The following is a 19,821-nucleotide window of genomic DNA, read 5'->3' as shown; positions in this document are numbered from 1 at the left end:
ACACATCAACCTGTGTGATCGCCCTCTTCCATGTGCAGGCGATCGGCTTAACTGGCAACTTTCTCGCTTGCTTTACGCACGGGTCGCTTCCGCTGGCTTTTGCGAACGCCTCCTGCCATTTCATATTCAGCGCTGTCTTTGCCATACTCAAAGGCAACACCCAGCAACATTTTCTCCGACAATGCCATTAACGTCTTTTCGGCTTCTAGCATGGCGGCACGGTCTGCATCTAACAGCGATAGCGTTGTGTTGTAGTCAGCAACCCGTTGGCGAGTGGTTTCAATCAGTTCAGTGAATGCCTCAACGGTTAGCCCTTTGCCTAAATCCAGCGCTGGATTGATGGACTTTAAACCTGCAATCCGACGCTCGGCTTTATCGACACTGGCAGAACTGCGCTTTAAGCGTGCCATAAATAGTCCTCATTATGGGTAAGGTAGATAACGCCAGAATGCCCACCAGCAAACCACAGCGAACATATTTATCGCCAGAATAATTACGGATTTTTGATCGCTTGAGGCTCTAATGTGTCCGTAAATCTATTGATTAATCGCTTTTGGGTTGCTGAAATGGACGATCGCATACCCAAGATCAAGGAACACAAACCTGAAACTAAAGAACACAAACCTGAAAGCAAGAAACGCTGACTTAAATTAAGCAATACTTATACAAATTCAAGAAACGCAAACCAGAAAGCAACAAACGCTTATCGAAGATCGAGAAATGGGTACAGGTTGCAAGGGTTTTTAACGTGCGATTGCTCAATTTAGTTATATGGGGAAGCGATCAGGCTTGTAGTTCCTAAAAGGTGATAAGGCTAAGTAAAGATCTCACTGCACCAAAAGATAATCTAAAGCTTTCAGCTTTACCCTTCGCGAAAGGTTAACATGCAGATAAGTCGCAGTTCAATCATCTAACTAGGAATTTAGACTGTGAGTTTCCAGCCTCATCATCCAACGAGGATCTTAGGCTGGAAGGATCTGTTCAACCATCCAACCCAATAAGAGAGAACCATGCTTAGATGCAGCATTAGATATTCGGTATTTTGGTTGACGACATCGGTGGTACTTTCTATTGCCTCATCTTCTGTAGCAAAAGATGTCTCCAGCCTTTTTTATGTATCTAAAAGTGACAATCGCAACCAGGCACACTATGGTGTTCAGCTAAATCAAAAGTGTTTGCCAACTAATTCTCGACCAGTCTACGCTTACTGGCGCATGGCTAATGGGAAAACTGAAGAACTCCTGTCAATCGAGGAACCTGCTTATGGCATAGCAAGTCAGTCAGTTTCGGGAAATAACACTAATCTTATTTTGAATGGTTTTCAGAACAGAGGCATTCAAAGGATGATTGCACTAACCGCCTCTGGGTCTAATGGAAGATGTCAAGCTAAAGCCTACACCAATATTAATGGAGTTCGTAAAGAGTTGTCCTACATCCACATTGATTTAGCTGATGTCAGGAGAAATCCTTTTGGCGGAGGCACAATAGGAGGAAGAGTGGTGAGATTAACACTTATTAGTTCAGATGGAACTCAAGAAGCAATTCCATGTAGCTCAAATTGCAGGTTCGGCATTTAGCGAAAATCTTGGTTAAGGGATATGTTGTGACTCAGTAGTCTGAGTAGTCGTAGTAAACCTGTAAAAGTCTAGTAAAAGAGTATGGCAACCAAATTAATCGAGTTAGAGAATGACATTTTGGTAGAGGTAGAAGTACCAGAAGATCAAGCCAGACAAATTTCTAGTCACTTTGCTGACCAAGTTAGCTCAACCGTTGATAAAATCAAGCCAGTCTTAGTTAAAATTTGTCGTCCTATTGCCGAAGTTTGGAGGGAAGTTAATCAGGAAATGCAAATTGAGAAAGCAGAAATAGAAATTAACTTTGGGTTTGAAGGAGAGGGCAACATCTACATAACGAAAGCAAAAGCGAATGCTAACTTAGTTGTAAAACTTGTGTTGACCCCAAAGGAGAGCTTAAATAAGTGAGCACAAGCTTAGATGATTCAATTGTTTTAATAACTAGCGGAGACACTAGAAAACAAGGAGTTACTGGTACAGGCTTTGTTATTCATCAGGATGGGCTTAGAACCTATGTATTAACTTGTTCCCACGTAGTAAGGGATGTAGGTGGCTCAGAAAATGTGATGGCTGACGGTCTAGCTGCTGAGATAATTGCTCAGGGCGACGAGCAGGATTTTGATTTAACTGTCTTGCAAGTTGAAGGCTTGTCAGACCGACCGACATTAAAGTTGAGCCAGTTCTGTCAGGAAGGACAGTTCTTCGTTGTTATTGGTTTCTACTTGTATGGCAGAAATAACCCTAGAATGAAGCAAATTACGGGAGTTATAGGACAACAAAGCGAAATAAGATCTCTAAAGTTAAGAAGTAGTGTTGATGCTTGGGAACTTGGTCTCGACGAGGAAAATTATCTACGCCCCGGCTATAGTGGAGCACCAGTGATTGAGCAATTAAGTAACCGTGTCATGGCTGTCGTAACTCACCAGGAAGGTCAAAGCGATAGGAGTGAAAAAGGAGCGGCAGTTTCTATAAATGCCTTGAGAGAAGTTTGGGTAGATATGCCAAGTGAACTGCTTCTTGATGAACCAGAGACTGCGCATTTAGAGAGCGAACCAAGTTTTAATGCCAGAGGGGAGGAAGAGTTTTCAGCAACATATGTGTGGAAGATAATTTGGATTGCGTTTGTTTTATTTATCATCTGCATAATCTCCCTTGCTTTTTCCTATCATTTTTCCTCTAGTCGAGCTTGGCAGGACAGATTTAATCTTCCGTGGGCTGATGGTTTGATTATTGAAGCTGCTCGTAGCATCATTTATCTGGCTTGTACAAGCTATTTAATTAGTGTGGTTTTCCAAACAGAATCTCTTGAAGTTCTCGGACTATCTAGGACTTTAAGTAACTATAGTAGAATTGTGTATTTAATAAGAATTTTTATAATTGCAGTTACTATTTTGAATGTTACTGTTCTAGTAGATTACCATCTCCATTCTGGGCCGGAGGGTCTGGCAAATGATCCAGAAAACACTCTCAAAGATGAAGTTACTCTAAAGGACACCAAGGGTTTTGAGGTTTATAAGTTACCCTATCTGTGCTATTTGCCTTATTCTTTTGTCAACTTTATCATTGTTGCTGGTTTAACTATCTCAGTCAGCCTTTATGCAGCAGTAAAGGATCTTGTTAGTTTAAATGATTGCCGGAGAGCACTCAAACGTGAGCTTAAGAAGTTTGTCGAACAATCTCCGAATTCTCGAAGAAACCAGAAATATTGCAAAGAGATTGAGCGAGAATTTAAGCGATTCTGCGAAGATTTTATCGACAAGATTGGTCGATACACAAACTTATTTTTGTGTTTAGCTATTGTCGTTTCATTTGAACATTCAATTGGAAAACATAACCTTATGCCTGAAGCTCAAGCCTTGACGGGATTGGGCTATTTGATATTTGCATCTGTATTCTTACTTATACTCTTTGGATTTTTACATTACGACAACGCTTTTCGAGAAGCTGCCCGCTCATTGTTCGATATAAGGTGCGATGATCTTGATCTTTTTGAAAGTCAAAATGGCTTCATCGATTTTTTGAAAAGAGTTTTTCGTAACTATTTTGGTCTTTATGTAGGAATTCTAGTTATTACTTTAGCTCTTGTTTTTTCTGGTATATCTCCAATTATTGGAAATGCCTTGCAAGGTTTGACGAGATAACGATCGCTGATCTTGTAGATTAGGTTGACTCAGGAAACCCAACAACTTTTTGTTTGCTCACCTCCGTTGCTTCAGCGATCGCTAACCACATTGCTCAAGGTTAAACTATAGAGACAACGTGGAAACGAGGTCAAGCCGATGGCTGTTCGACGACCCCGCTACGGAAAGGAAGAATTTGCTCGACGTCGGTGATGAGATTTATGAAACTTAGGTGCGTCCTCAAGTCGAAGCAGGTAATCACGGCAAGATCGTGGCGATTTGCTAGCGCAACACTGCGTGAACGATCTCGAAACCGGAGCTTTTGAAGTCGATGCGAGTGAGATTGCTGCCTACGATCGCTTTGCATTGTGATCTTTTTAGCGGCTAATAGCGGTTAGGAGCTGAGACGCAATATCCCTTACTGTATTCATCTGATTGTGAGGGTTATACCATTGATGGGCTGCCTTTGCGATCGCTTGTAATTGTTCGATCGCCAAGTTTTGCGTTTGCAGTCCAGCGAACAAAAAATGCTCGTTCGCTTGCAGTCCATCCAGTAAGGGGGATGTATCTTGCGTGACGATCGGTACCAGTCCATGAGCGCAATAAGTCGCAAAAACGCCTGATTTCGCCAGACGACTATTGTCAGTTGAATAAACAATGCCTGCAAACGATTCAGATAGTAATTGGCTAATGACATTGGCAGGTTGCTCACCTTTTTGTATAAAAGGAATACCCGCAATTTCAGACTGCCCCAATGATAAAGAGAGACCCACATCACAGATTGCTTCAATGCCCAGAAGCCGACAGCTATTGATGAGCATTGACTGCGATCGTTGATATATTCTGGCACGTCGTCCTCGTGTGCCAAAGACGATCAAACGCTTTTGTCGTTGCGTTAGCGGTGTTGTTTTCGCTAGCTCACCGATGTTAGAAAAAACAGGTAGATTGGTTATAGGTGACTGCAAACGGTTCGCTAAAACTGTTTTGGTAGCGGCGTTATTGGTGACGATCAGCTGAGCTAGTTTCGCAAGCTTCCAGGCAACGTGCTGCTGCCAGGGGAAGAGATAAAACGTTTTCTTCAATAAATAGAACGATGGGAATTCGTGAAATACTATAATCAATGGTAGCGATCGCTCTCTTTGCATTGCTTCCAGCGCTTTCACCAACCAAAAAGGTGCGCCGTACGTAGGATCGTAAGGATAGTCTGAATAGTGCAAGACAACGGCTTGAATCTGTGCTGGAATCGCCTCAACAAACGCTTGTGGGCTATCAACCGACAAGGGAATACTGGGAAAACAATCGTCGCTTTCTGCTTCATTTTCTGACTGAAACGTCATGAAGTGAGTGTGGATATTGTGTTGCAATAGTCCCTTTGCCAACGTAAACGCATAATCGCCAATCCCGTCGATCGCAGGTGGCAGTTTGGGACATAGTTGCAGAATTTCCATAGCTTCACGCGAGTACATGAAATTGCTTAATTGAGGTTTGTAGAAAGTAGCGTCTGTTTTTCTTTGAGTCCTAAACCATGTTGCATTGAGCGCCGAATGAAATGCACAATATTAGCGCGATCATACTGTTTAACAGCAGTCATCCGTGCAGAGGCACCCAGGCGATCGCACAAGTCATCGTTTTGTAAGAGCTTCAAGCAGGCGGCAGCAAAGGCTTGTGGCTCGTCGCGCTGCAAAAAATCCTGACCATCCTTAAAGACCAGTCCTTCTGCACCGATGCGAGTCGACACCATTGGCTTGCCGTAAGCAGCGGCTTCTACCAGCTTTACTCGCGTACCGCCGCCCGACAGAATGGGACAGCAGACTACCCGCGATCGGCGGTACAGCGCCTCCAAATCATCTACAAAGCCTGTAAATTCTACCCCTGCAATACCGCTGCCGTAACTGCGAATGTTCTCAGGCTGCTTGCCAGCAATAATCAAACGAGCCTCTGGCATCTGCTGACGGATGAGTGGGAACACGTTCTCAATCAAAAAATTAGCCGCGTTGATGTTGGGGTAATAGTGATAGGCACCAAGTAGCAAGAGCGTTGGCTCAGCAGTGAGTGGCTGTGGCTGTGGCAGAGTGACCGCATTCGGAATCGAAATCACATCGGCTAGACCTTGATTGGTCAAATACTCCTGATCCTGTTGTGAACAGACGTAGGTTTGCCGTGCTAACCGGATTGCCTGCCGCTCGCCCCACCAAAGCACTGGCAGTTGCAGGTAATAGAGAGACGTAATCAGTCGCGTGGGCGGTTGCCGAATGTCTCGCAGAAAGGCGATGTGTTCGATATCATCCAGGTCAAAGAAAATGGGTGGTAGCGACTGGCGCGTCAGCAGCGCGGGACATATCGATCGCAGCCGATGGATAAATATGGCATCAGGCTGACGATTCAAACAGTCTTCAAACGCCTGAACTTGCTCTGGTTGGCTGGTGCGAACCAGATCGCGCTGTTGAAAGAAGTTCAGCATTCCCGGTGCCTGCTGTTGCCATTTAGATAGCGGCTTTGCATGTACGAACTCTGGGCACAAGAAGAGGTTAATGGGTATGTTCCAGTGATCTGAGAATGCCTTTTCAGTTGCGGCGATCGCGCTTGGGGACGTGTCTGTTTCAGGCGAGACGTAAAACAACATATCCAACTGTGCGCTTGCGGCAGGCTTCTGTTGAAGCAGCGACTTTAACGCTTCCAGAAACATTGCCATCCGTTTATAAGTGCCCTGCACATCAAGCCGCAGGTCACTGGGAAAGTGAGTCGACACAAAGAGTATTCGCATGGGCAAAGAATCAGGCAGATGAACAAGACGATCGCACAATTAACGCTAATGGTAGGCTACGTTCGCTATGAATGACTCAATCATTGAACTCACGTTTTTGCGTCTAACCAACGAGTGAATGTTGCTTAGGCGGTGATCGATCGAAATTGGGAGCGCCATCGTTCAATCGCAGCAGTATCAATAGTGATTCTAGTGACGAAGGGCGCTTTGATCCATGCTTCTATCGATTGAAAGTCATGGCGATCGGCTGATGGTAATCCTGTTGCTCGCGCAATTTCGGTAGCGCGGTGGTCAATTTTGAGAATAAGTGAGCGTCGTTTCGCTAAAAGACAGCGAATACCACCGTGCAATCTGGTGCCAATATAGTCCAATGATGGTTCCATCGTAAGCAAATCTTCTAAGGCTATTAGCGATCGATCGAGTAAGGTAACAGGAAGACTGAAGCTTTTCACATAGTCAAGATCCCCTGCTCCTTGAGGCCAAAAAAAAACGGTCTTATAATGTTTGATTGCAAGCTTCAACAGATTGCGATCGAGTTCACCATTGCGGGCATAATCTGTTAGCATTAGGAGCACATTTTCTGCCTTCGTCTGTGGAATATCGTCAGGCTTTAAGTTAGCCAGCGTCCACATTGTCGGGCAACCTGTATTCACTACATTCCAGAAGCCCATTGAGCGTAGCTTTAACTCTGTGTAGGGGTCTCTAACGGAGTGAAGTCTGCTTGATGACAGCGCCAGATGCAGTAGAGCTAGAGTATAAAAGTTGGGTCTACCCTGATACTGCCACCAGCTTACACCCATCAAAATGACCCGCTTTTGTAGACGCAGCGCATCTCGAAAAAAGATCTTCCATTGGTTATAGTGATTCATGCGTGACGACAATAAGTTTGTGCCACCAACCAAAATAACGGAACTTGCTTGAATAAGCTGGAAGTGTTCTTCTTCTAATGGCACATGGGTAGAAATATTAACGATGTGTTGTTCGCCAAAAAGATGTGTGATCTCGCGTAAGACAGCTTGCTGAATAATCAGATCGCCCAAATTAGCACTGAGCGTTTTATGGTGATCTGCAATGCCTGGATCGAGTAAGCAAACTTTGACTGGGTGCACGCTCTCAAGGCTTTTGGGGTCGGCGCGAAAAAGGTTATGCATGGATAGTAGTGCTTAGAATTGATCAGCGGATGAATTTAAGCACTATGTAAACATGAATTTTAGTGGCTAGTTGTTAGCTAATATCACTTTAGAAACGATTAAATGGTCAGCCAACTATTGCTGAACGTGCTCAAAGCTCAATTTAAATCGCTAAGCCAAGAAACTCAATTTTCAAACGACTGGTTGAGTGGTTTGGAGTCTATTCTGCGATGACTGCTTTTCTGGACGTTGCTGAATGGCGGGATGAATTACCCTCATCCCCAACCCTTCTCCCCAGGGAGAAGGGAGCCAGAACTCTTGTTCCCTCTCCTTTTGGGAGAGGGCTAGGGTGAGGGTGGATTGGATAGCTTCATCCCAGGATTCAGCAATGCCCTTTTCTGCATCGTTAAGGGAAGTGTTTGCAACAGACCCAAGGTTTGATCAATCATCATTGCTTGGTCAAACTTTTGCACCTGCTGCTGTGCCTGCTGTGCCATTCGCTGCATTTGGTCGGGGTGTTGTAGCGCCCAACGGATTGAATGCAGCAATTCGTCGCTCTCTCCTGCACGGCACAGCAGCCCATGCACCTGGTGTGCCATTACCTCAGGAATACTGCTGGCATTGGTGGTGACGATCGACAAACCATAAGCCATCGCTTCTAGTAGCGCAAAGGGATGCCCTTCAAACCGAGTGGGAAACACGAATAAATCGGCGGCTTGCAGCAAACGGGGCAGATCGGAGCGGTGCCCAAGCAACAGCACCTTGTCGGCGATCGCGGCTGCTTGCAGGCGATCGTGCAATTCCTGCCGCTGTTCGCCCTCTCCAGCCCACACGAAGCGAATATCAGGATAGTCCTCAAGTAACGTTGGTATGACGGCAAGTAGGTTGGTATACCCTTTTTGCGGGACCAGCCGACTCGCAGTTAACAGTACCTTGCTACTTGCAGAGATGCCTAATTCCTGGCGTACCGCTTGGCGTAGAGTGGCTCGTGTTGTGGGGTCAACTAGTGTCGGCAATTGGATGCCGTTGTAGATGTAACGTAAGGCGCTGACAGGCATCTGGAACAAATCGGCAAGCAAATCGCAGTTTGCCCTGGAGTTGGTGAGCCATTGCTGCTGTCTGGTGCGCACCCAGGCATAAGCACGCAGGCGCGATCGGCTTAGCGGAATTTTCTCCGGTGGAATCAGATGGAACATCACAGCGGTTGGGATCTGCAACTGTCCGCAGGCGAGCAGGCTACCCAAGCAGTGGTCTGCCCAGGGTAGGTTGATGAGCACCACATCTGGTTTGAGGGTGAGTAGCAGCGATCGCGTGCGTTTGAAGCGTAAAAAAGCGTCACCCATTGCCTGGATGCCTCGGCTGAGCGGCTCGGTAATCTCCAAACGGTGGTAGAAGACTTGATTAGCCGCAAGTGCCTGCCGCAGCGAGACGTTTTCTTCGCTTTGAGGAAACGCAGCGTGAGTGTCCCATCCTGCCTGGGCAGCAGCCGTCGCGATCGTGAGTGCATACGCTTCTGCTCCCCCACAAACAGTGGCTGATGCAATGATTAAGAGTCTCATGATCCTGCCTCTTTGGGTGCCGCTGCCCTTGCCCACTGCCGCTTCCACTGCTTAGAGAAGGGCTTCCACAGTGCTGCTGGTAGGCTGGGGCGGAGATAGCCAACTGTCCAAAACAGGCGATACAGGGGCGATCGCAGTAGCCATTGACGATCTTTGTGCTGTTGCAGAATGAACTGCCAATCTGCCAGAACAGACTGCTGCCAGCTTTTCCAGGCATCACGCAAACCCATATCGTAGCCATACAGAACCTGTAGCGCCAGCGTTTCTCGATAGGTGCGCTTGTAAACCTGACGCAGCGGTTCGTTGTGGGAATGATAGACCGCCGCCTCTGGCGCGTAGATGATTTTTTCGCCCAGCGCGAGTATTGCCCATGCCCATGCCACGTCTTCGCATCCAGACAGCGTTTCGTCGAACGGTCGTTTTTCCCAGCACTGACGGCGAATGGCAGCGTTGGCGTTGGAAAATGCTCGATCGCCCGGTTCATTAGGGTTAGTTTGTTCTCGCGGCTCATCGCTATAAAAGCTGCGGTAATCCCGCTCCACAGGAGGATACGCGTCAGCATGTGGCGCTTGCTTGCCGTAAACTCCCGCAACATGAGGATCAGCAAAGGGCTGTATCAGATGCTGTAACCAATTGCGATCACAGGGAAACGCATGAGCACTTAGCGCAACCACAATGTCTGCTTGCGTAGCAGCAAAGCCAATGTTGAGCGATCGTCCAAAGGTGAAGTCTTCAGGACGCATTGTAATTAGTTTGACAGCGGAATATTGCTCCACCAGTGCGATCGTGCCATCCGTCGAGCCTGAATCCACAACGATAATTTCATCTGGTATCAACACTTGATCCATCACAAGATCAAGCGTCTTGACAATATCTTTGGCTTCATTTTTCGTCCGAATTAAAACGCTAATTTTGGGATTCATAAAAAGCTCGAATGCGTGTAGAGCACTGTGAATAAGGCGAAAATAAGCTGAACCAGCGGTTATCTTGCTTCTGGCGAAAGCTTGAATAGTTTTGTTTTGATGGCATCTGGTAACGCTTGCGGTCGCTTAAGAAAGTAGGTTACTGTTGCCCAACGATCGCGTAAAGATAGCTGCATTTGCTGTAATAACGGTAGGTCTTTGCGATAGCGCTTAAGCAAAAGGGAAACTCGTTGGTTCATGTGTCCCTTTTGCATATCATTTACTGTTTTAGTTCCTTCCAGGCGGCGGTAGTTGCCCCACGTTTGATCGACATAAACAACGGTTGCTGACTGTACGGCTTTCAAAATAAAGTCTAAATCCATTGAATAATGATCATCAAGCAAGTAGTAGCCAATTTTTTGGTGCAGCGATGTGTGATAGAAATAGGCAGCAGGATTACAGGGATAGGGATGCATATTGACTCCCATAACTAAGTCGAATAGCTCTAACTTGCTTGGTTTATTGACTTCAACAAGTCTGCCAGCATCATCCCAAATGTTGCAGTTACCTACTAAGAGCGTGGGTTCTGGTAAGGTCTGAAAGCGATCGACCACCTTATTTAGAACGTTGGGTTCGTAGGCATCATCGACGTTAAGCACACCCATAACCGTTCCTCTTGCCATGGCAATACCCTTATTCATCGCGTCTGATTGCCCCCTGTCGGGTTCTGAACGCCAGCGGATATGAGGATAGCGATCGGCGTACTGTCGAATAATTTGTACCGTTCGATCAGCCGAATTGCCATCAATAATAATGTGTTCAAGGTCAGCACAATGCTGCTCCACAACAGCTTCAATGCAGGCAGCGATAAACCGTTCACTGTTATAAACTGGGGTAATAATACTTAACATCTTTTCATCGATATTAGAGTTCTACATACGTATTGAAGATGGTGGCGATGCCAGCAGCAAGACGCACTCTGCGACCTAAATAATGCTGCTTTGAAAGGACTGATCCGACGTGACGCAGCAGCATTTTATCCTCTGCTTGTGCAGCATTTTTAAGCATGTGCTGAGCATAGTTAGACATACGATCGCGAAAGTACCTTTCTACATCTCCACCTAAACTGGCATAGTTGAGAATCGTTCGTTCAATCGCTTCTAGCTGCTGCCAGAAATCGGCTTTTCGCCATGTTTTATACTGATAATTTTGGTCGTGCTGGTTGTAGTACAAAATCTCAGGGTTTTCAATGACTAATGAGGGATAATGAGCACAAATCCGTGCAAAGTATTCTAGATCGCAGGAGTAGGAGAATTGTTCATTGAAGGTGCCGATCGTCTCAACGATTGAACGATGCAGCGTGACTCCAGACGGTGTAGTGGTTGTGTTCAGCACTGCCCAGGTGCCTGGTTCTGCCAAGCGGTAGCGAAACGAATGATCAAGGTGTGCATCCAGCGATCGGTGGGCAATGAGCGCTGGTTCACCGACTAACGTGCAGGCGCGTCGAATCGTCTGTAATGCCTTCGGTGAAACGCTATCATCGTCATGAATGACACAGATCCAGTCCTGCGAGGCAGCAGTCAGGCAGCGATTCCAGGTTTTTACCATGCCGCAGTTGGAAGGATTGGACACCAGCTTTACTTCAGGAAAGCCATGCAGTACCTCAACGGTGCTGTCGTGTGACCCATCATTCACAACCAAAAGCTCATCGCCTGGGAGCAGTTGGGGCATGAGCTGTTTAACCAGTGCGGTCACTGACTGAGAGCGGTTGTAGGTCGGAATGGCGATCGTCAGTGGTGGTAAGGCTCCAGAGACGCTGCTACCAGCCTGACTGGGTGAAACCTTCACTGAGCTTAAGTTTGTATCGCTTGTATGCACAGTCTCTCCTACAAATTGGGGGCAGGGTGAGGGGCTAGAGAAGGGATAACGGATAAAGTATGAAGGATAAAAAGTTCTGAGTTCAGCCTTTAGCCTTCAAATTCCTGACTTCGACTTCTTATCTCCTTTAATACTTAATAACTAATAACCATGTACTTGATGCAGCGTCTTCGCCAGAGTGTCTGTAAAGGTGTCTAGGTTGTATTTCTCTTCGCATAAGCGGCGACCTCGATCGCCCATTGACGATGCTTCCTCTGGGTGTGCTAGAAGATAGGCGATCGCCTGTTGCCAACCTTGTACATCGCCAGGTTCTACCCAAAAGCCAATGCCCTCTTTTTCGATGTCTAAATCAATCTGTTTGTTTCGTGTCATGATGACTGGTTTTCCCACTGCCATTGCGTCTAGTAGGCTGGTAAGACCCGCTAAATTATGGGTTTTTGTGAGTGGAATAGCGATCGCAAAAGCATGGCGATAAGCAGTTAAAATTTCTTGGTACGAAACGGCATTGTGTGCTGAATTGCTGGCATGAATGGTAATGCGATCGGGTAGATTGATCAGGGTCGGCGCTGTGGTTGCAGAACAGTAAAGATTGAGTGTGCAGTCAATACTAAGACAGGCTCTAACCAAGGTGTCGTGGTCACGTTCGGTTTTACCAGCACTCACGATTACGGGCAGATTAGCAGTAGGGACTATATCTTGCAAGGCTGCATCATAAAATGGTAAGTCTGCTCCCCACGCAATGAAGTCCATCTTTTTGTAGATAGCGGACTCTTGTACAAACGGTTCCATTACTTTTTTGCTGAGGCAAAGTAACCGATCGTGACCGTTGAGAAAAAGTGAATCTTTGGGTGGGTTGGTGAAGGGATGATGAATGAGGGCGACCAGCGGTTTGTGAAAGAGTTTGAGCGATCGTAATAACGCTAGCAAGAACGTATTGGTCTGACAGGCAGAATAAACAATGTCATAGTCGGTATGGCGAAATAGAATACGAAGCTGTTGATCAAGATAATCGCCTAAACCGATTCTGCGTCCAATTTTATTTAACAAACCGGACGCTTGATGGGGCACTATTTCAACTTCAATACCATGCTTCTCCAAATGTGTTGCGCCCCAAAGATGCTGTCCAGGATACTCGCCGTTTTGCCAAAGTTCCCAGGCATGATCCATTGGATAATTGTTGAGCAGCAGCACTTTCATGGACGCTGATGTGAGGTGTAAAACGTTGAACGGTTGATCAATTGCAAGCTTCGCTAATAGAACTATTCGGCAGTAGCTCCTACGATCGTCGCCGTATCATCCCGATCGCCCACTTCATACTGCATTTGGTGATAGTTCCAGAGCTTGCCGCGCTGGTCAAGCAGCGCCTGATATGACCCTTCTTCAACCACGCGTCCTTGCTCCATCACCACCACTTTGTCAGCGCGAATGATGGTCGAGAGACGGTGAGCGATCGCAATCACAGTACGCCCTTCAGCCAACTTTTCGAGCGATGCCTGAATGAGCCGTTCGGAAATCGAATCCAGGGCGCTGGTCGCTTCATCTAGAATGAGGATATCAGGATCGCGGAGAATGGCACGCGCGATCGCGATTCGCTGCCGCTGTCCCCCTGAAAGCCGTACTCCACGATCGCCCAGGCGCGTATCAAACCCCTCTGGCATTTCCTGGATGAACTCCAGAGCGTTGGCTAATTTAGCCACTTCAATAATCTCTGACTCTGTGGCTCCTTCACTGCCATAGGCAATGTTGTCGCGTACGTTCGTGTTGAAGATAAAGGTGTCCTGGCTGACGATCGCAAAACGTCGCCGTAGGGAATTGATTTGAAACTCCCGAATATCTACCCCATCGATGAGAATGCTGCCGCATGTTGGATCATAGAAGCGGGGAATCAAATCAACCAGCGTTGTTTTGCCTGCCCCTGACGCACCCACCAGCGCCGTCATTTCGCCCTGCTTGATCGTCAAATTGATTGCATTGAGAACTGGCTGCTGTGGGTCATAGCCAAAGTCAACCGACTCAAACGCGATCGCGCTACGTAGTCCCGCAAACTGCCGCTGTCCATCCTTTAGGTAAGGCTTGTTGTGAGTTGTGAGTAGTTCCCGGATGTTATTGAGTGATCCCCAATAGCTGCTCATGGCTGCTCGACTACCGTTAATTTCGTGCAGCGCGGGCACCAGACGAAACAGAATGAAAAGAAACGTCAGCAGTGATGCGGTTTGCATAATACCGTTGCTAACAAAGACAGTCAGCGCCAGAATAATCATGCCAACTAAGACGGTGGTTGCCAAACCTTCTGCTAGAGGGCGCACCAGCGCAAATCCCCGCGTAGCTTTCATCGACGCAGCCACCACATCAGCACTGGCTTGATAGAACCGTCTGCGCTCAAAGTCTTGGGTGGCAAACGCCTGCACAGTGCGAATACCGTTGATAAACTCCATCGCCACAGACGTAAACCGTCCGTTAGAAATCGATACGCCAGAACTAGCGAGGCGTATCCGCGCAATCAGGCTGTTCAACGCTACTGCCAGGAGTCCAAACAGCGCTAACGAGACAATCGATAGCTGCCACGAGAGCCGGAACATGAGGAACACATAAACGCCCAGCGTCAGACTCCGGATTAAAATGAATGAAAGTAACCCAAAGGCAGATTGCAGTCTGCCAATTTCACTGGTGAGCGTGTTGAGCAATTCTCCAGAGTGGGTTTTGGAGAAATAACTGAGGCTCAATGCCTGCAACTGCTCGAAGATTTGTTTCCGCAGGCGATCGACCAGTTTTTGCTGAGTCAAATCGGTGTAAATCTGCGTCAAATAGTTAAACGTCGATCGAATCCAGGTTGCTGCCAAAATCAGCGCTGAGACGCGATAGAGGCGATTGAGTGAGGGTTCGTTAATACCCAAAATCCCTTGATCAAACCAGCCCACTCCTGTCTGAAAGGGTGGCGCAGAAGGATTTACCAGGCTTTGCAGAAACGCCAGCAGAAAGCCAAAGCTAAACCCTTCAAAAAAGGCAGCCCCAACCGCGCACAGAACCGCTGCTACTGCTATCAAGGGAAAGTGCTTAAACTCTCGCAGAATGGTGTAGTTTTCTTGCCAGAAGCTAGTCGCTTTCAGCGCGCTTTTAAGCGATCGTCGGAGCGGTGCAGGAAGTCTTAGCAGCATGAATCGTTGGTAGAAAGGGTGCCGTAGCTCTTATTGTCAATGCAAGCTGTAGCGTCAGCAAGCGCTCTCGCTTGAGCTAGAAGGCACCAAACCCTGAAAGTACCTTGGGCACTGTCAGCAGGAGAATTTTGAAGTCTTGACGAAGCGACCAATTGCCCAGGTAGCGTAAGTCAACTCGGTTCACTGCGTCCAAATCGCGGAGGTGCGATCGACCCGTTACCTGCCAGATGCCCGTGATGCCGGGTAGCGCATTCAGCCGTTGCCTCACACACGGACTCAGCCGTACCGCATCGTAGAGTGCCCAGGGGCGTGGACCGACTAAGCTCATCTCGCCACGCAGCACGTTCAGCAGTTGGGGTAGCTCATCCAGGCTATATTTCCGCATCCAGCGACCGATCGGTGTCACGCGAGGATCGTTTTCGCACTTATGCAAGCCTGCCTGCTGCCCCATCACCTGATGGTGGTAGAGTTCTGCGCCAGTCACCATCGTGCGGAATTTGAGAATCCGAAACAGCTTGCCCCGCTCACCGACGCGCCACTGGCTAAAGAAGATGGGACCCGGCGACTGGAGGAGCATTAAAAAGCTTAGCCCCAGAATCAGGGGACCGACCACTAGCATGAGTAGGGCAGCAGCGCTCCAATCGACCAGTCGCTTTAGCCACCATCTCAAGCGATTTTGCTTTTTGGGTAGGGCAGCAATACTGGGTACGCTCAGGTAGGCGGGTTTGTTGACTTTGGCGCAGGCATCTGCCCAGAGCGCCAATCCAGCTTCGCCAATGTCAGGGGTTAGCTTGACCAGATGAACGGGCGATCGCTCCAAGCAATCTGCCAGCATTTGTTCGCTTTCTAACGCAGACAGCGGTGGCGTTGTTTGCGTGGGTGATAGCGTGAGTAAGAGCTGCTTTTGTCGCCAGGTAAGCGTGTAATGGGACGCGCGATCGCGCGAAGTTTTTCCTACAGCGGCTTGGTTTGAAAGGGAAAGGGTAGACATAAGCGTGGGGGTCTTGAAAGGGTAGATTTGCCGTTTAACTTAGCCGTTGGGTTGCCCGATGCAGCAAGCGCTTAGTGTCAATCTACAGGGTGTTCATCTACGGGATGTCTATCTACAGGGTGGCTAATTGTCCTTTGCGCTCATATTTGCGTTCATAGGAAAAGTAGCGATTTGCCGTCAGGTCAGACCCGTTAGCAATCACGCCGATGACATTCAGCTTGCTCAGCAGTGCGGTTGCTTGTACCAGTTCGGCACGCGTCACGTGACCGATGCGCCCTACCAGCACCATGCTGCTGCAAAACGATGCTGTCAGCAGTGCATCGACAATGCCTAAAACCGGGGGCGCATCAATGATGATGAGATCGTAGGCTTGCTCCAGAGCCTGCATCAAGTCACCCATGCGTTCAGCGCTCAAAAGTTGGGCAGGATCAGCGGGCATTGGTCCAGAGGTGAGAATCGACAGGGGAATGTCCGTATAGTGGTGTAACGGTTGAAGATCGCCGTGAGACCGGAACGGTGTTTGCCGCGTGAGTAAGGTTGACAGCCCGTAATCGTTAGGCAGGTCAAGCTGTTGGTGCAAACTAGGGCGACGCAGATCGGCATCCACTAACAGCACTCGTTGATGCAGACGTGCCGCGCTAATGGCTAAACCGAGGGCGATCGTCGATTTACCTTCGCCTGCCAACGCCGAGGTGACAACCAGGGAACGCAATCCAGCCGCACTCGGCAGCAACTGGATATTCTTGTAAATCAAGTCTAGGGATTCACGAAAGGGCTGCCAGTGGACGACCTGCATCATCGGTGGGGCTGGAGCGCCTGCTTCACGGAAGGGTACCAGTGCGGCTAAACCCTCCTCGTAAGATAAGGCTGGCACCATGCCTAAGAGCGGTAGGGCGACCTGCTTTAAGTCGTCTGGGGTATGCACTGCATCGTCCATCGTGTCGCGGATAAAGGCAGCTACACTGCCCAGCATCAAGCCAGCCACAGCTCCGAGCAGAATGTTCTGTTTCAGGTTAGGACCAATTTGCTTACCTAGCTTGGGTTCCTCAACCACCTGCCAGTCAAAGCCGCCGCGAGCGATTTCCAGGGCAATATCTTGCCGTGCTTTCAGCAGTTGTTGGAGCGTGTTGCGTCCAATCTGCACGTTGGGCTGGAGACGACCGTATTCTGCTAATAAGCTGGGGAAGCGTCGGAGCTGTTGCTGGAGCGATCGCTCTGCTTCATTTAAACTTTGGGCACGACCCTGTAAGGCAACCAGGTTGACCTGAGCATCGACCAGTGAACTTGCCAGCGTAAGATCGGTCGCGCTCAACTGCCCAACGCTAAGACCAGAATCCCCCTGGATATCGACCTGTGCGGCATTGCTGCCCAGAATTCGCCGTACCTCAGTAGCCAGCAGATCGCGTTGGCGCTGCCGCTGGTCGAGTGCCTGCTGCACATACGGACTGGCTGCTTTGAATCGCAAGCGCTGCTGCGCGATCGCCAGTTCGCTCTTTTGAATTTCATTCAGCAAGCTTTGATACCGCGACGATTGGCTCAACCGCGCGGCGATGAGTGCCTGCTGTGGTGAAAGCGCCAATTGTTGTTGCAGCGTTTGGTAGCGACCCTGCACTTCTCGCATTTGCGCCTGGTTACTCTGCTGCTCTTTCTGAAGATTGCTGAGAGCATCAATCAAGGCGCGTGATTGCACCTCTGGGTCAACCAGATTTTGACTTTTGCGAAAGCGCTCCATGGCATCTTCGGCGCGATCGACCTGCTTTTCTACTAGCGGGAGCTGCTCATTGACAAACGCTAAGCCGCGCGTCAGCCGCAGCGTTTGCTGCTCCCGGTTGTAGTCCTTATAAACCTGCTGAATCGCCATCAGCACTTTCTGCGTTTTCTCAGGATCATCGCTGGTATAAACCGCCTGAAAAATTTTGGTTTTTACCTTATCTTCTTCAACTTGCGTCAAAATTAGCGCTTTCTGAAGTTCTGCTGCCTCTAGTTTGGGATACTCTGCCTGTAGTAAAACAACGGCTTTTTGCAGCAATTGAGAACTACGCATCTGAGTGAGCTGTGTCGAGTAATCAACTTCCACATTACTGTCAGCAAACTGATTTTCTGATCCGGCTCCAGCATCTTTTTTGCTTTGATAGTTCGACTCTACCAAAAGCTGCATTGAGCTTTGGTAGATCGGTTTTTTCAAAAGTGTATAGATCGTAACTGCGACTAAGACACTTAGAGAAATACCCAGGAGCCAGAATCGACGGCGAAATAATGCCTCTACAAGCTGCCCATAACCTGGATCAGTTTCAGCCGTATGAACAAGATTACCTACCGTCACAACGACCACCCTTAAACATAAAAAATCAGCTAAGTTGATGCACCGACTCTGTCAAATTGCCCCGATAACGTGTTCGACTTGTCCAAAAAAAGCGTCTTCAGAAAAATGCTGGAGTGCATGTTCCCGAATGTTGCGATAATTCCACCTGATAGACTTGGCAGCAAGCAATGCAGACTGGATGGCTTCGGGTGTTTGACGGTTAAATAAAACACCGGTTTTGCCAGGAATTTGCGTATCTAAAACGCCACCTGCTCCATAGGCAATGACTGGCGTACCGCTGACGTTTGCTTCAACGGGTACAAGCCCATAGTCTTCCAAAGCTGCCACAATCACGGCGCGTGCTTTTGACATTAATTGAGTGCGATCGGCATCGCTAACGTGCCCTAAAAAGCGAATGTTCGGCATGGCATGTGCTTCTAACCGTGACCGTTCAGGACCATCACCTGTCACTAAAAGCGGTAATCCCAACCAGTTAAACGCTTCAATAATGATGTCTGTCCGTTTATAGCTGATTAGCCGAGCAGAGGTCAGATAAAAATCGTCTTTCTGATTTGAGAACACAAATTTGCTGCTGTCGATCGGATAGTTAATGACGATCGCGGGCTTACCGTACACTGTTTGAATGCGTTTTGCGACAATGCTTGAGTTTGCAATGTAAAGATCCGGCTCTTGAGAGTAGTTTAGATCCACTTTTCGCATTTGCTGAAAGATCTTTTCCAGCAATGGGTAGATCTTTCTAAACGTGGTGTATTCCCGTAGATAATTGCGTGTATCCCAGAGAAAGCGAGTGACGTTATGGCAAAAGCAAATGTGCCGTGCATCGGGTCGCTTACGGACGGCTTTAGCAAAACTGCTGCTGCTGCTGATGATTAGATCATAGTCTTGCAAATCGAGCGATCGAAAGGCTGGAAAATACAACGGCGCTAACAGCCTAAAATACTTGCTGGCTCCTGGAATCTGCTGTAGCGCAGTCGTATGGACAACGCGATTATGAAGCTCGATCGTGCGCTCTGAGTCATACAGCGATGTAAAGATGTCAGCATCGGGATAGTGCTTGCAAAGCAGTTCAAAAACACGCTCTGCGCCCCCTCGTTGGGTTAGATAGTCATGCACCAAGGCAATTTTCATAGCAAAATAGTGACGCTATAGTTGTGAACCTGGACATCCAAACGCTGGCTCCAGTAAAACGCTCAAGAGCATTTACGACAAGCGACTTTAGATGTAGTGTTCAAAGCTCCCTTAATGACTAAAGGGTGATAAGTTGAGGCTTGAATCAGGGAACGTAGAGACTTGTTGAATGTACTCGATTGGGGGCGATCGGGCACTAATATTTCACGGCTCATCCACTTACAGGGAACCACCCGTTGAGAACAGCCTGCATCGCTAAGGTATCGATTTACGCAGGCAAGCCTCAGTAAGGTGACG

Annotated in this window: 16 protein-coding genes and 1 pseudogene; 4 read left to right on the top strand and 13 right to left on the bottom strand. The window is 48.0% G+C overall.

The window, feature by feature from the left end:
• Positions 1–47: 47 nt before the first annotated feature.
• Positions 48–410, bottom strand: a complete 363-nt coding sequence (locus AC5JO6_RS06845; protein ID WP_496080303.1) for a hypothetical protein — start codon at positions 408–410, stop codon at positions 48–50.
• Between the two features lie 648 nt (positions 411–1,058).
• Here AC5JO6_RS06845 and AC5JO6_RS06840 point away from each other — a divergent pair.
• The 4 genes and pseudogenes from AC5JO6_RS06840 to AC5JO6_RS06825 all read left to right on the top strand — a co-directional run.
• A complete protein-coding gene (locus AC5JO6_RS06840) occupies positions 1,059–1,577 on the top strand; it encodes a DUF4833 domain-containing protein (protein WP_496080302.1) in 519 nt (172 codons plus the stop codon).
• Between the two features lie 81 nt (positions 1,578–1,658).
• Positions 1,659–1,982, top strand: coding sequence for a CU044_2847 family protein (locus AC5JO6_RS06835; RefSeq protein WP_496080301.1), 324 nt, complete (start codon positions 1,659–1,661; stop codon positions 1,980–1,982).
• On the top strand, positions 1,979–3,715 hold the full coding sequence (locus tag AC5JO6_RS06830) for a S1 family peptidase (protein ID WP_496080300.1): 1,737 nt from the start codon (positions 1,979–1,981) through the stop codon (positions 3,713–3,715). Before AC5JO6_RS06835 ends, AC5JO6_RS06830 begins: the two co-directional genes overlap by 4 nt.
• Before the next feature lie 138 nt (positions 3,716–3,853).
• Positions 3,854–4,054: pseudogene (locus AC5JO6_RS06825) on the top strand (hypothetical protein); the annotation flags it as partial.
• A 17-nt stretch (positions 4,055–4,071) separates the two neighbouring features.
• Here the strand turns inward: AC5JO6_RS06825 and AC5JO6_RS06820 are convergent.
• The 12 genes from AC5JO6_RS06820 to AC5JO6_RS06765 all read right to left on the bottom strand — a co-directional run bounded on the left by AC5JO6_RS06820 (position 4,072) and on the right by AC5JO6_RS06765 (position 19,524).
• Complete coding sequence (locus AC5JO6_RS06820) at positions 4,072–5,142, bottom strand: glycosyltransferase family protein (RefSeq protein WP_496080299.1); 1,071 nt, start codon at positions 5,140–5,142, stop codon at positions 4,072–4,074.
• Positions 5,143–5,168: 26 nt separating this feature from the next.
• Positions 5,169–6,443 carry a glycosyltransferase gene (locus AC5JO6_RS06815; RefSeq protein ID WP_496080298.1) on the bottom strand — a complete coding sequence of 425 codons (1,275 nt, stop codon included), beginning with the start codon at positions 6,441–6,443 and terminating at the stop codon, positions 5,169–5,171.
• A gap of 140 nt (positions 6,444–6,583) precedes the next feature.
• The gene (locus tag AC5JO6_RS06810) at positions 6,584–7,609 is read right to left on the bottom strand and encodes a polysaccharide pyruvyl transferase family protein (RefSeq protein WP_496080297.1); all 1,026 of its coding nucleotides are present in this window, start codon (positions 7,607–7,609) and stop codon (positions 6,584–6,586) included.
• A gap of 323 nt (positions 7,610–7,932) precedes the next feature.
• Positions 7,933–9,147, bottom strand: a complete 1,215-nt coding sequence (locus AC5JO6_RS06805; RefSeq protein WP_496080296.1) for a glycosyltransferase — start codon at positions 9,145–9,147, stop codon at positions 7,933–7,935.
• Positions 9,144–10,070, bottom strand: a complete 927-nt coding sequence (locus tag AC5JO6_RS06800) for a glycosyltransferase family 2 protein (protein ID WP_496080295.1) — start codon at positions 10,068–10,070, stop codon at positions 9,144–9,146. The genes AC5JO6_RS06805 and AC5JO6_RS06800 overlap by 4 nt, the downstream gene beginning before the upstream one ends.
• Positions 10,071–10,129: 59 nt before the next feature.
• Positions 10,130–10,960, bottom strand: a complete 831-nt coding sequence (locus AC5JO6_RS06795; RefSeq protein ID WP_496080294.1) for a glycosyltransferase family 2 protein — start codon at positions 10,958–10,960, stop codon at positions 10,130–10,132.
• Positions 10,961–10,973: 13 nt separating this feature from the next.
• A complete protein-coding gene (locus AC5JO6_RS06790) occupies positions 10,974–11,927 on the bottom strand; it encodes a glycosyltransferase family 2 protein (protein ID WP_496080293.1) in 954 nt (317 codons plus the stop codon).
• 141 nt (positions 11,928–12,068) lie between these two features.
• Positions 12,069–13,124 (bottom strand): glycosyltransferase, encoded by a 1,056-nt coding sequence (locus AC5JO6_RS06785; protein WP_496080292.1) that lies wholly within the window; start codon positions 13,122–13,124, stop codon positions 12,069–12,071.
• A 62-nt stretch (positions 13,125–13,186) separates the two neighbouring features.
• Entirely contained in the window at positions 13,187–15,082 is a 1,896-nt protein-coding gene (gene hepA, locus AC5JO6_RS06780) for a heterocyst formation ABC transporter subunit HepA (RefSeq protein WP_496080291.1), read from the bottom strand.
• Between the two features lie 76 nt (positions 15,083–15,158).
• Positions 15,159–16,073, bottom strand: coding sequence for a heterocyst development glycosyltransferase HepC (gene hepC, locus AC5JO6_RS06775; protein ID WP_496080290.1), 915 nt, complete (start codon positions 16,071–16,073; stop codon positions 15,159–15,161).
• Between the two features lie 112 nt (positions 16,074–16,185).
• Positions 16,186–18,396, bottom strand: coding sequence for a GumC family protein (locus AC5JO6_RS06770; protein ID WP_496080289.1), 2,211 nt, complete (start codon positions 18,394–18,396; stop codon positions 16,186–16,188).
• A 51-nt stretch (positions 18,397–18,447) separates the two neighbouring features.
• The gene (locus AC5JO6_RS06765) at positions 18,448–19,524 is read right to left on the bottom strand and encodes a glycosyltransferase (protein WP_496080288.1); all 1,077 of its coding nucleotides are present in this window, start codon (positions 19,522–19,524) and stop codon (positions 18,448–18,450) included.
• Between the last annotated feature and the right edge of the window lie 297 nt (positions 19,525–19,821).

This window comes from Tildeniella sp. (assembly GCF_059505325.1).
The sequence above is the reverse complement of the archived record's forward strand: the minus strand, read 5'-3'. Positions and strand labels throughout refer to the sequence as shown.

Excerpts from the sequence above, each read along its gene's own strand:
- AC5JO6_RS06795 (WP_496080294.1), bottom strand. The coding sequence starts at position 10,960 with ATGTTAAGTATTATTACCCCAGTTTATAACAGTGAACGGTTTATCGCT.
- hepC (WP_496080290.1), bottom strand. The coding sequence starts at position 16,073 with ATGTCTACCCTTTCCCTTTCAAACCAAGCCGCTGTAGGAAAAACTTCG.
- AC5JO6_RS06785 (WP_496080292.1), bottom strand. The coding sequence starts at position 13,124 with ATGAAAGTGCTGCTGCTCAACAATTATCCAATGGATCATGCCTGGGAA.
- AC5JO6_RS06820 (WP_496080299.1), bottom strand. The coding sequence starts at position 5,142 with ATGGAAATTCTGCAACTATGTCCCAAACTGCCACCTGCGATCGACGGG.
- AC5JO6_RS06835 (WP_496080301.1), top strand. The coding sequence starts at position 1,659 with ATGGCAACCAAATTAATCGAGTTAGAGAATGACATTTTGGTAGAGGTA.
- AC5JO6_RS06805 (WP_496080296.1), bottom strand. The coding sequence starts at position 9,147 with ATGAGACTCTTAATCATTGCATCAGCCACTGTTTGTGGGGGAGCAGAA.
- hepA (WP_496080291.1), bottom strand. The coding sequence starts at position 15,082 with ATGCTGCTAAGACTTCCTGCACCGCTCCGACGATCGCTTAAAAGCGCG.
- AC5JO6_RS06845 (WP_496080303.1), bottom strand. The coding sequence starts at position 410 with ATGGCACGCTTAAAGCGCAGTTCTGCCAGTGTCGATAAAGCCGAGCGT.
- AC5JO6_RS06800 (WP_496080295.1), bottom strand. The coding sequence starts at position 10,070 with ATGAATCCCAAAATTAGCGTTTTAATTCGGACGAAAAATGAAGCCAAA.
- AC5JO6_RS06765 (WP_496080288.1), bottom strand. The coding sequence starts at position 19,524 with ATGAAAATTGCCTTGGTGCATGACTATCTAACCCAACGAGGGGGCGCA.
- AC5JO6_RS06810 (WP_496080297.1), bottom strand. The coding sequence starts at position 7,609 with ATGCATAACCTTTTTCGCGCCGACCCCAAAAGCCTTGAGAGCGTGCAC.